Genomic DNA, 10,059 nt, shown 5'->3' on the forward strand with positions numbered 1-10,059 from the left:
GAGTCTCAGGCCTCCTCAGTCTCGTCGGCGGATGCCTCAGCAGCATCGGCCTCGGGTGCGGTGGCCTCCGCGGAGGCCTTGCTCTTCTTCGCGGCCTTCTTGGCCGGAGCCGCCTCGACCGGAGCCGGGGTGGCGCGAATGCCGAGCTCGCGCTCACGGATGACCGTGTAGATACGAGCGATGTCGCGCTTCACGGCGCGCAGGCGGCCGTGGCTCTCGAGCTGGCCGGTGGCCGACTGGAAGCGCAGGTTGAACAGCTCTTCCTTGGCCTTCTTGAGCTCGTCGGTGAGACGAGCGTCGTCGAATGTGTCGAGCTCAGTGGGGGCGAGCTCCTTGGAACCGATCGCCATTACGCGTCTCCCTCCTCGCGCTTGATGATGCGTGCCTTGAGGGGCAGCTTGTGGATGGCACGGGTCAGGGCCTCACGAGCGAGTTCCTCGTTGACGCCGGCGACCTCGAAGAGGACGCGACCCGGCTTGACGTTCGCGACCCACCACTCGGGCGAGCCCTTACCGGAACCCATGCGGGTCTCGGCGGGCTTCTTGGTGAGCGGGCGGTCGGGGTAGATGTTGATCCACACCTTGCCACCACGCTTGATGTGACGGGTCATCGCGATACGAGCGGACTCGATCTGACGGTTGGTCACATAAGCCGGGGACAGGGCCTGGATGCCGAACTCGCCGAAGCTGACCTTCGTTCCGCCGGTCGCCTGGCCGGAACGGCCGGGGTGGTGCTGCTTGCGGTGTGCAACCTTACGGGGGATCAGCATTATGCCGTGGCTCCTTCCGCGACCGGGGCCTCAGCCTGAGCGCGCGGAGCGCGGCGGGGGCGGTCGCCTCGGTCGTTACGGTCGCGGCTCGGCCGGGAGGCCTGCTCGCGAGCGAGTTCCTTGTTGGTGATGTCGCCCTTGTAGATCCAGACCTTCACGCCGATACGGCCGAAGGTGGTCTTCGCCTCATAGAAGCCGTAGTCGATGTTCGCGCGAAGGGTGTGCAGCGGCACACGGCCCTCGCGGTAGAACTCGGAACGGCTCATCTCGGCGCCGCCGAGGCGGCCGGAGACCTGAATGCGGACGCCCTTGGCGCCGGCGCGCTGCGCGCCCTGCAGGCCCTTGCGCATCGCGCGGCGGAACGCCACGCGAGCGGAGAGCTGCTCGGCGATGCCCTGCGCGACGAGCTGAGCGTCGGCCTCGGGGTTCTTCACCTCGAGGATGTTCAGCTGGATCTGCTTGCCGGTGAGCTTCTCGAGGTCGGAGCGGATGCGCTCGGCCTCGGCGCCGCGGCGACCGATGACGATGCCCGGGCGGGCGGTGTGGATGTCCACGCGGACACGGTCACGGGTGCGCTCGATCTCGATGCGGGAGACGCCGGCGCGGTCAAGCGTCTTCGTCAGCAGCTGGCGGATCTTGATGTCCTCGCCGACATAGTCGGCGTAACGCTGACCCGGCTTCGTCGAGTCCGAGAACCATCGCGACACGTGGTCCGTGGTGATACCCAGACGGAAGCCGTAGGGGTTGACTTTCTGACCCATTACTTCGTCCCTTCGTCCGGAGTGGCCAGGACCACAGTGATGTGGCTGGTGCGCTTGTTGATGCGGAAGGCACGACCCTGAGCACGCGGCTGGAAACGCTTGAGGGTGGTGCCCTCGTCGACGAATGCGCGCGAGATGTAGAGGTCCTGCTCGTCCAGGTACTGGTTCGTGGCATCCGCCTTCACGCGAGCGTTGGCGATGGCCGAGGCGACCAGCTTGTAGATCGGCTCGCTCGCGGTCTGGGGCGCGAACTTCAGGATGGCGAGTGCCTCCTGCGCCTGCTTGCCGCGGATGAGGTTCACGACGCGACGAGCCTTCTGAGGCGTGATGCGGATGTGTCGCACGCGTGCGATCGACTCCACCATTTCTTCTCCTCCTAACGTCGCCGGGTTAGCGGCGACGACCCTTCTTGTCGTCCTTCTCGTGTCCACGGAAGGTGCGCGTCGGGGCGAACTCGCCGAGCTTGTGACCGACCATGCTCTCGGTGACGAACACCGGGATGTGCTTGCGACCGTCGTGCACCGCGATGGTGTGGCCGAGCATGGCCGGGACGATCATCGAACGGCGCGACCAGGTCTTGATCACGTTCTTCGAATTGGCCTCGTTCTGACGTGCCACCTTCTGAAGCAGGTGCTCGTCGACGAAGGGGCCCTTCTTGAGACTGCGGGGCATCTTCTCTTTCTCCTACTTCCGCTTCTTGCCGGTGGAACGGCGACGAACGATGAGCTTGTCGCTTTCCTTGTTCGCGTGCCGGGTACGACCCTCAGGCTGACCCCAGGGGCTGACCGGGTGACGACCACCGGAGGTCTTGCCCTCACCGCCACCGTGCGGGTGGTCGATCGGGTTCATCGCAACACCGCGGACGGTCGGGCGCACGCCCTTCCAGCGCAGACGGCCGGCCTTGCCCCAGTTGATGTTCGACTGCTCGGCGTTGCCGACCTCACCGATGGTGGCGCGGCAGCGGGCGTCGACGTTGCGGACCTCGCCCGAGGGCAGGCGCAGCTGGGCGTAGGGGCCGTCCTTCGCAACGAGACGAACCGACGAGCCGGCGGAGCGGGCCAGCTTGGCGCCGCCGCCCGGCTTCAGCTCGATCGCGTGCACGACGGTACCCGTGGGGATGTTGCGCAGCGGGAGGTTGTTGCCCGGCTTGATGTCGGCGCTCGCGCCCGACTCGATGACGTCGCCCTGCTTGAGGCCGGTCGGAGCCAGGATGTAGCGCTTGGTGCCGTCGACGAAGTGCAGCAGCGCGATGCGCGCAGTGCGGTTCGGGTCGTACTCGATGTGAGCGACCTTGGCGTTCACGCCGTCCTTGTCGTTACGACGGAAGTCGATGACGCGGTACTGGCGCTTGTGGCCACCGCCGATGTGACGGGTGGTGATGCGGCCCTGGTTGTTGCGACCGCCGGTCTTCGCCAGCGGGCGGAGCAGCGACTTCTCGGGCGTCGATCGGGTGATCTCAGCGAAGTCGGCAACGGATGAACCGCGACGACCGGGGGTCGTGGGCTTGTAGTTACGGATAGCCATAGTTCTTCCTCTGCTCCTAGCCGACAGCCGTGAAGATGTCGATGGAACCGGACTTGAGCGTGACGATGGCGCGCTTGGTGTCCTTGCGCTTGCCGGTGCCGAAACGGGTGCGGCGAGTCTTGCCCTGACGGTTCAGGGTGTTCACCGACGCGACCTCGACCTTAAAGATCGACTCGATCGCGAGCTTGATCTCGGCCTTGTTGGAGTGCGTGTCGACGACGAAGGTGTACTTGCCCTCGTCGATCAGGCCGTAGCTCTTCTCACTGACGACCGGAGCGATGATGACGTCGCGCGGATCTTTGTTGGTGGCCATTACGCGGTCACCTCCTCATTCTTCTTCGCGGCGAGTTCGGCGGTTGCCTTCTTGGTCTTGGCGGCGACGAAAGCGTCGTACGCGGCCTGCGTGAACACGATGTCGTCGCTGACGAGAACGTCGTAGGCGTTCAGCTGGTCAGCCGCGAGCACGTGCACGTTCTGCAGGTTGCGCACCGAGAGCCAGCCGGCCTCGTCGGAACCGTCGAGCACGACGAGCACGTTCTTGACAGCGCCGAGGCCAGCGAGCAGCGTCTTGGCGGTCTTGGTCGACGGGGTGTCGACCGCGATGGCCTGGACGAGGTGCAGTCGGCCCGCACGGGCGCGGTCGGAGATCGCACCGAGCAGAGCGGCGGCGATCATCTTCTTCGGGGTGCGCTGGTCGTACTTGCGCGGCACGGGACCGTGCACGACACCACCACCGGTGTGCTCAGGCGCACGGACCGAACCCTGACGGCTGCGGCCGGTGCCCTTCTGCTTGAACGGCTTGCGGCCTGCGCCGGAAACCTCTCCGCGGTTCTTGGTCTTGTGCGTGCCCTGGCGCGCGGCGGCGAGCTGGGCGACGACGACCTGGTGGATCAGCGGGACGTTGGTCTGAACGTCGAAGACCTCGGAAGGCAGCTCAACCGAGCCGGCCTTCTTTCCCTTCGCGTCGATGACGTCGAGAGCAGCCATGGTCTTAGGCTCCCTTCACAGCGTTGCGGACGAAGACGATGCGGCCGCGAGCACCGGGGACGGCGCCCTTGACGAGCAGCAGGCCCTTCTCAGCGTCGACGGAGTGCACCGTCAGGTTCAGCACGGTCACGCGCTCGCCACCCATACGGCCGGCCATGCGCATGCCCTTGAAGACACGGCTGGGGGTCGACGAGGCGCCGATCGAGCCGGGCTTGCGGTGGTTGCGGTGCGAACCGTGCGACGACGAGACGCCCTTGAAGTTGTGGCGCTTCATGACACCAGCGGTGCCCTTGCCCTTGCTCGTGCCGACGACGTCGACGAGCTGCCCCGCCTCGAAGGTCTCACCGACGGTGAGCTCCTGGCCGGCGCTGTACTCGGACGCGTCAGCGGTGCGCACCTCGGTGAGGTGGCGACGCGGGGTGACGCCGGCCTTCTCGAAGTGGCCGGCGGTCGGCTTGTTGACCTTGCGCGGGTCGATCTGGCCGTAGGCGATCTGAACCGCCTCGTAGCCGTCGACCTCGGGGGTACGGACCTGGGTGACCACGTTCGGAGTGATCTCAACGACGGTCACGGGGATGAGCTTGTTGTTCTCGTCCCAGACCTGGGTCATCCCAAGCTTCTTGCCCAGCAGGCCCTTGACGTTCTTGGTCTTGGTGGAAGACATGGTGCCGGGCCCCCTTACAGCTTGATCTCGATGTTGACGTCGGCCGGCAGGTCGAGACGCATGAGCGAGTCGACGGCCTTGGGCGTCGGGTCGATGATGTCGATGAGGCGCTTGTGCGTGCGCTTCTCGAAGTGCTCGCGGCTGTCCTTGTACTTGTGGGGCGAACGGATCACGACGACCACGTTCTTCTCGGTCGGAAGCGGCACCGGGCCGACAACGCTGGCACCCGCGCGGGTGACCGTGTCGACGATCTTTCGTGCCGAGGTGTCGATGACCTCGTGGTCATACGACTTCAGTCGAATGCGGATCTTCTGTCCCGCCATCACTGACTCGCTCTCGTGTAAGGCGTCGTACGAGCTTCCGGCTCGCATTGGACGCGACGTGCTCCGAACGGACTGCCGCTCGAAGCTCGTGGTGTGGCACCACTGTTCGGTTTTCAACGCGTGGCCCGACGCGAAAGGCACCCCAGGCACGCGAGTGCCCCGGGACTTCCGTTGTCGGGTTGTGGCGAGGTGTTCTGCCGCCTGCGGCCTAACCTGAACCGAACGAGTCGGCGGCTATGCACTGCCTGGCAGTGATTCGACCCGAGCGAAGTGCCGCGTAGCCGAAATGTTGAACCCTACAAGTTTGCCAGATGAAAGCGGATGCTGCAACCCGGGCGTGTCGCCTAAGAGCAGAGGCAATTTCTTGCCTCTGCGGCGACACGCCCCGCGGCCGTCCCGGCCGTGGACCTCGTGCCGCCAGACATCCGCTCACGCTCGGGGAGAGAACACACGCTCGGGGAGACGTAAGCCGCGCGTGAGTCTCCCCGAGCGCACATTCTCTCCCCCACGCGCGAGCGCGAGCGCGCCCTGGCATGGCGAAAGGGCCGAGCCCGAAGGCCCGGCCCTTTCGCGGGGACCGAAGTAAGACCTGCTTACTTGACGATCTTGGTGACGGTACCAGCGCCGACGGTGCGGCCACCCTCACGGATGGCGAAGCCGAGGCCCTCTTCCATAGCGATCGGCTGGATCAGCTCGACGTGGAGGTCGGTGGTGTCACCGGGCATGACCATCTCAGTGCCCTCGGGGAGGGTGATGACGCCGGTCACGTCGGTGGTGCGGAAGTAGAACTGCGGACGGTAGTTCGCGTAGAACGGGTTGTGACGGCCACCCTCGTCCTTCGACAGGATGTACGCGGTGCCCTCGAACTCGGTGTGCGGCGTGACCGAACCCGGCTTCACGACGACCTGGCCGCGCTCGACGTCTTCGCGCTTGGTGCCGCGGAGGAGCAGACCACAGTTCTCGCCGGCCCAGGCCTCGTCGAGCTGCTTGTGGAACATCTCGATACCGGTGACCGTGGTCTTCTGCGTCGGGCGGATGCCGACGATCTCGACCTCGGAGTTGATGGCCAGCGTGCCACGCTCGGCACGGCCGGTCACAACGGTGCCACGACCGGTGATCGTGAACACGTCCTCGATGGGCATGAGGAACGGCTTGTCACGGTCGCGCACCGGGTCGGGGATCGACTCGTCGACGGCGTCCATCAGGTCGAGAACGGACTGGGTCCACTTCTCGTCACCCTCGAGAGCCTTGAGGCCGGAGACGCGCACGACGGGGGCGTCGTCGCCCGGGAAGCCCTGCGAGGAGAGCAGCTCGCGAACCTCGAGCTCGACGAGCTCGAGGATCTCCTCGTCGTCGACCATGTCCGCCTTGTTCAGCGCGACGAGCAGGTACGGGACACCGACCTGCTTGGCGAGCAGAACGTGCTCGCGGGTCTGAGCCATCGGGCCGTCGGTGGCGGCCACGACCAGGATCGCGCCGTCCATCTGAGCAGCACCGGTGATCATGTTCTTGATGTAGTCGGCGTGACCCGGGGCGTCAACGTGAGCGTAGTGACGCTTCGGGGTCTCGTACTCGACGTGCGAGATGTTGATCGTGATGCCGCGCTGGCGCTCTTCCGGCGCCGAGTCGATCGACGCGAAGTCGCGCTTCACGTTGACGGCCGACGGATACTTGTCCGACAGAACCTTCGAGATCGCGGCGGTCAGAGTGGTCTTGCCGTGGTCGACGTGACCGATCGTACCGATGTTGACGTGCGGCTTGGTCCGCTCGAACTTGGCCTTAGCCACTGTGGGTCCTCCTCAGGACTCTCAGGTAGAAACTGCGGCCGACGCCTGCCGACCGGACATTCTACGGGGATCTTTTCTATGTTACGGGATAACTACCGGGCGTTTTGCGCACCCGGCACGGGCGCGCTTATTCGCCCTTGGCCTTCTGGACGATCTCGTCCGCGACGTTCCGCGGGACCTCGCCGTAGGTCTCGAACTGCATCGAGTACACCGCGCGGCCGGCGGTCTTCGAGCGCAGGTCGCCAATGTAGCCGAACATCTCCGAAAGGGGAACGATTGCGCGGATCACCTTCACACCGGAGGCGTCGTCCATCGACTGGATCTGGCCACGGCGGGAGTTCAGGTCGCCGATGACGTCGCCCATGTACTCCTCGGGGGTGCGGACCTCGACGGCCATCAGCGGCTCGAGCAGGACCGGGTTGGCCTTGCGCGCAGCCTCTTTGAAGCCCATCGAGCCGGCGATCTTGAACGCCATTTCGGACGAGTCGACCTCGTGGTAGCCACCGTCGGTCAGGATCGCCTTGACGCCCACCATCGGGAAGCCCGCGAGGATGCCGCCCTGCATGGCCTCCTGGAAGCCGGCGTCGATCGAGGGAATGTACTCGCGCGGGATGCGGCCACCGGTCACGGCGTTCTCGAACTCGTAGGTCGTCTCTGCGGTGACCTCGAGCGGCTCCAGCTTGAACTGGATCTTCGCGAACTGGCCGGAACCACCGGTCTGCTTCTTGTGCGTGTAGTCGTGACGCTCGACGGCCTTCTTGATCGTCTCGCGGTAGGCCACCTGCGGCTTGCCGACGTTGGCCTCGACCTTGAACTCGCGACGCATGCGGTCGACGAGGATGTCGAGGTGCAGCTCGCCCATGCCCTTGATGACGGTCTGGCCGGTCTCGGGGTTGAGCTCGGTGCGGAACGTCGGGTCCTCTTCGGCGAGCTTCTGGATCGCGGTGCCCAGCTTCTCCTGGTCGGCCTTGGTCTTCGGCTCGATCGCGACCTCGATCACCGGGTCGGGGAACGTCATCGACTCGAGGACGACCGGGTGCTGCGGGTCGGCGAGGGTGTCACCGGTCGTGGTGTCCTTCAGGCCGATGACCGCGTAGATGTTGCCGGCGGTGACCGAGTCGACCGGGTTCTCCTTGTTGGCGTGCATCTGGAAGATCTTCCCGATGCGCTCCTTCTTGTCTTTGGTCGAGTTGATGACCTGGGCGCCCGACTCGAGGTGACCCGAGTACGCGCGGATGTAGGTCAGGCGACCGAAGAACGGGTGCGCGACGACCTTGAACGCGAGAGCCGAGAACGGCTCGTTCGCGTCGGCGTGACGCTCGATGACCTTGTCGAAGTCACGCACGTCGTGACCGTCGATCGACGGAACGTCGAGCGGCGACGGCAGGTAGTCGACGACCGCGTCGAGCATCGGCTGAACGCCGCGGTTCTTGAACGCCGAGCCGCACAGCACGGGGTAGATCTCCGACGCGATGACGAGCTTGCGGATCGCACCCTTGATCTCGGCCTCGGTCAGCTCCTCGCCGCCGAAGTACTTCTCGAGCAGCGCGTCGTCGGTCTCGGCGACGGTCTCGAGGAGCCGCTGGCGGTACTCCGCCGCCTTGTCGGCGAGGTCGGCCGGAATCTCCTGCACCTCGTACTTGGCGCCCATGGTGACGTCACCCTTTGCGTCACCCGGCCACACGAGGGCCTTCATGGAGACGAGGTCGATGACGCCGATGAAGTCGTTCTCGGCGCCGATCGGCAGCTGCAGAACGAGCGGCTTCGCGCCCAGGCGGTTCACGATGGTGTCGACGGTGAAGTAGAAGTCGGCGCCCAGCTTGTCCATCTTGTTGACGAAGCAGATGCGGGGCACGTTGTACTTGTCGGCCTGACGCCACACGGTCTCGGACTGGGGCTCGACGCCCTCCTTGCCGTCGAAGACGGCGACCGCGCCGTCGAGGACGCGCAGGCTGCGCTCGACCTCGACCGTGAAGTCGACGTGACCGGGGGTGTCGATGATGTTGATCTGGTGCCGGTTGGCAGCCGCGTTCGCGGCGTACGTCGGCGCCCAGAAGCAGGTCACGGCGGCAGACGTGATCGTGATGCCGCGCTCTTTCTCCTGCTCCATCCAGTCGGTCGTCGAGGCGCCATCGTGCGTCTCGCCGATCTTGTGGTTCACACCCGTGTAGAACAGGATGCGCTCGGTGGTGGTGGTCTTACCGGCATCGATGTGCGCCATGATGCCGATGTTTCGAACCTTGTGCAGGTCCGAGAGCACGTCTTGTGCCACGGGGGTCCTCCGGATGGAATCTGAAACTTGTGGTTGGTTTCCGGCGCCGCGCTCCGAGACGGAGCGCGGGCTTTTGCCGGGGGGCCAGAAATGGCCCCCCGCTACCGCTGATTACCAGCGGTAGTGCGCAAAAGCCTTGTTGCTCTCGGCCATCTTGTGCGTGTCCTCGCGGCGCTTGACCGCGGCACCGAGGCCGTTCGACGCGTCGAGGATCTCGTTGGTGAGACGCTCGGTCATCGTCTTCTCGCGGCGGGCCTTGGCGTAGCTCGTGAGCCAGCGGAGGGCGAGGGTGTTGGCGCGGTGCGGCTTGACCTCGACCGGGACCTGGTAGGTCGAGCCACCGACGCGGCGGGACTTGACCTCGAGGGTCGGGCGGACATTGTCGAGCGCCTTCTTGAGGGTCGTGACCGGGTCGTTGCCGGTCTTCGACTCGACGTTGGACAGAGCGCCGTACACGATGTGCTCGGCGAGGCCCTTCTTGCCGTCGAGCAGGATCTTGTTGACCAGCTGCGAGACGACGGGCGAACCGTAAACCGGGTCTGCGACGACCGGGCGCTTAGGAGCGGGACCCTTGCGAGGCATTACTTCTTCTCCATCTTCGCGCCGTAGCGGCTGCGAGCCTGCTTGCGGTTCTTGACGGCCTGCGTGTCGAGCGCGCCACGGATGATCTTGTAGCGCACACCCGGGAGGTCCTTCACACGACCGCCGCGGACGAGCACCATCGAGTGCTCCTGCAGGTTGTGGCCCTCACCGGGGATGTAGGCCGTGACCTCGGTGCCGTTCGAGAGCTTGACACGGGCGACCTTCCGCAGAGCCGAGTTCGGCTTCTTCGGGGTGGTCGTGTAGACGCGGGTGCAGACACCACGCTGCTGGGGGTTGGCCTTAAGGGCGGGCGCCTTGGTCTTGACGACCTTGGGGCTGCGACCCTTGCGGACCAACTGCTGAATAGTTGGCACGAATGCTCCTCAATGA

The 10,059-nt window shown here is 65.5% G+C and carries 14 protein-coding genes; all 14 read right to left on the minus strand.

What is annotated here, in order from left to right; genetic code table 11:
• Positions 1-5 precede the first annotated feature (5 nt).
• Positions 6-350 carry a 50S ribosomal protein L29 gene (gene rpmC, locus ACFOYW_RS03440; protein WP_390227243.1) on the minus strand — a complete coding sequence of 115 codons (345 nt, stop codon included), beginning with the start codon at positions 348-350 and terminating at the stop codon, positions 6-8.
• Positions 350-769 carry a 50S ribosomal protein L16 gene (gene rplP, locus ACFOYW_RS03445; RefSeq protein WP_344791238.1) on the minus strand — a complete coding sequence of 140 codons (420 nt, stop codon included), beginning with the start codon at positions 767-769 and terminating at the stop codon, positions 350-352. Before rplP ends, rpmC begins: the two co-directional genes overlap by 1 nt.
• On the minus strand, positions 769-1,530 hold the full coding sequence (gene rpsC, locus ACFOYW_RS03450) for a 30S ribosomal protein S3 (protein WP_390227244.1): 762 nt from the start codon (positions 1,528-1,530) through the stop codon (positions 769-771). The genes rplP and rpsC overlap by 1 nt, the downstream gene beginning before the upstream one ends.
• Positions 1,530-1,895, minus strand: coding sequence for a 50S ribosomal protein L22 (rplV, locus tag ACFOYW_RS03455; RefSeq protein WP_390227245.1), 366 nt, complete (start codon positions 1,893-1,895; stop codon positions 1,530-1,532). Before rplV ends, rpsC begins: the two co-directional genes overlap by 1 nt.
• Positions 1,896-1,920: 25 nt before the next feature.
• Entirely contained in the window at positions 1,921-2,202 is a 282-nt protein-coding gene (rpsS, locus tag ACFOYW_RS03460) for a 30S ribosomal protein S19 (RefSeq protein WP_390227246.1), read from the minus strand.
• 12 nt (positions 2,203-2,214) lie between these two features.
• Positions 2,215-3,054: a 50S ribosomal protein L2 gene (rplB, locus tag ACFOYW_RS03465; RefSeq protein WP_390227247.1), complete on the minus strand. Its 840-nt coding sequence runs from the start codon at positions 3,052-3,054 to the stop codon at positions 2,215-2,217.
• 16 nt (positions 3,055-3,070) lie between these two features.
• Positions 3,071-3,367, minus strand: coding sequence for a 50S ribosomal protein L23 (gene rplW, locus ACFOYW_RS03470; protein WP_390227248.1), 297 nt, complete (start codon positions 3,365-3,367; stop codon positions 3,071-3,073).
• Positions 3,367-4,041 carry a 50S ribosomal protein L4 gene (gene rplD, locus ACFOYW_RS03475; RefSeq protein ID WP_390227249.1) on the minus strand — a complete coding sequence of 225 codons (675 nt, stop codon included), beginning with the start codon at positions 4,039-4,041 and terminating at the stop codon, positions 3,367-3,369. The genes rplW and rplD overlap by 1 nt, the downstream gene beginning before the upstream one ends.
• A gap of 4 nt (positions 4,042-4,045) precedes the next feature.
• Positions 4,046-4,705 (minus strand): 50S ribosomal protein L3, encoded by a 660-nt coding sequence (gene rplC / locus ACFOYW_RS03480; protein ID WP_390227251.1) that lies wholly within the window; start codon positions 4,703-4,705, stop codon positions 4,046-4,048.
• A 14-nt stretch (positions 4,706-4,719) separates the two neighbouring features.
• On the minus strand, positions 4,720-5,028 hold the full coding sequence (gene rpsJ / locus ACFOYW_RS03485; RefSeq protein ID WP_390227252.1) for a 30S ribosomal protein S10: 309 nt from the start codon (positions 5,026-5,028) through the stop codon (positions 4,720-4,722).
• A gap of 593 nt (positions 5,029-5,621) precedes the next feature.
• A complete protein-coding gene (gene tuf, locus ACFOYW_RS03490; RefSeq protein ID WP_390227253.1) occupies positions 5,622-6,815 on the minus strand; it encodes an elongation factor Tu in 1,194 nt (397 codons plus the stop codon).
• Positions 6,816-6,942: 127 nt separating this feature from the next.
• Positions 6,943-9,087: an elongation factor G gene (gene fusA, locus ACFOYW_RS03495; protein ID WP_390227254.1), complete on the minus strand. Its 2,145-nt coding sequence runs from the start codon at positions 9,085-9,087 to the stop codon at positions 6,943-6,945.
• 111 nt (positions 9,088-9,198) lie between these two features.
• Positions 9,199-9,669 (minus strand): 30S ribosomal protein S7, encoded by a 471-nt coding sequence (gene rpsG, locus ACFOYW_RS03500; RefSeq protein WP_390227256.1) that lies wholly within the window; start codon positions 9,667-9,669, stop codon positions 9,199-9,201.
• Complete coding sequence (gene rpsL / locus ACFOYW_RS03505) at positions 9,669-10,043, minus strand: 30S ribosomal protein S12 (RefSeq protein ID WP_120788527.1); 375 nt, start codon at positions 10,041-10,043, stop codon at positions 9,669-9,671. The genes rpsG and rpsL overlap by 1 nt, the downstream gene beginning before the upstream one ends.
• Between the last annotated feature and the right edge of the window lie 16 nt (positions 10,044-10,059).

The organism is Gryllotalpicola reticulitermitis, from assembly GCF_042651345.1.
Lineage (GTDB): Bacteria > Actinomycetota > Actinomycetes > Actinomycetales > Microbacteriaceae > Gryllotalpicola > Gryllotalpicola reticulitermitis.

Excerpts from the sequence above, each read along its gene's own strand:
- rpmC (WP_390227243.1), bottom strand. The coding sequence starts at position 350 with ATGGCGATCGGTTCCAAGGAGCTCGCCCCCACTGAGCTCGACACATTC.
- rplP (WP_344791238.1), bottom strand. The coding sequence starts at position 769 with ATGCTGATCCCCCGTAAGGTTGCACACCGCAAGCAGCACCACCCCGGC.
- rpsC (WP_390227244.1), bottom strand. The coding sequence starts at position 1,530 with ATGGGTCAGAAAGTCAACCCCTACGGCTTCCGTCTGGGTATCACCACG.
- rplV (WP_390227245.1), bottom strand. The coding sequence starts at position 1,895 with ATGGTGGAGTCGATCGCACGCGTGCGACACATCCGCATCACGCCTCAG.
- rpsS (WP_390227246.1), bottom strand. The coding sequence starts at position 2,202 with ATGCCCCGCAGTCTCAAGAAGGGCCCCTTCGTCGACGAGCACCTGCTT.
- rplB (WP_390227247.1), bottom strand. The coding sequence starts at position 3,054 with ATGGCTATCCGTAACTACAAGCCCACGACCCCCGGTCGTCGCGGTTCA.
- rplW (WP_390227248.1), bottom strand. The coding sequence starts at position 3,367 with ATGGCCACCAACAAAGATCCGCGCGACGTCATCATCGCTCCGGTCGTC.
- rplD (WP_390227249.1), bottom strand. The coding sequence starts at position 4,041 with ATGGCTGCTCTCGACGTCATCGACGCGAAGGGAAAGAAGGCCGGCTCG.
- rplC (WP_390227251.1), bottom strand. The coding sequence starts at position 4,705 with ATGTCTTCCACCAAGACCAAGAACGTCAAGGGCCTGCTGGGCAAGAAG.
- rpsJ (WP_390227252.1), bottom strand. The coding sequence starts at position 5,028 with ATGGCGGGACAGAAGATCCGCATTCGACTGAAGTCGTATGACCACGAG.
- rpsG (WP_390227256.1), bottom strand. The coding sequence starts at position 9,669 with ATGCCTCGCAAGGGTCCCGCTCCTAAGCGCCCGGTCGTCGCAGACCCG.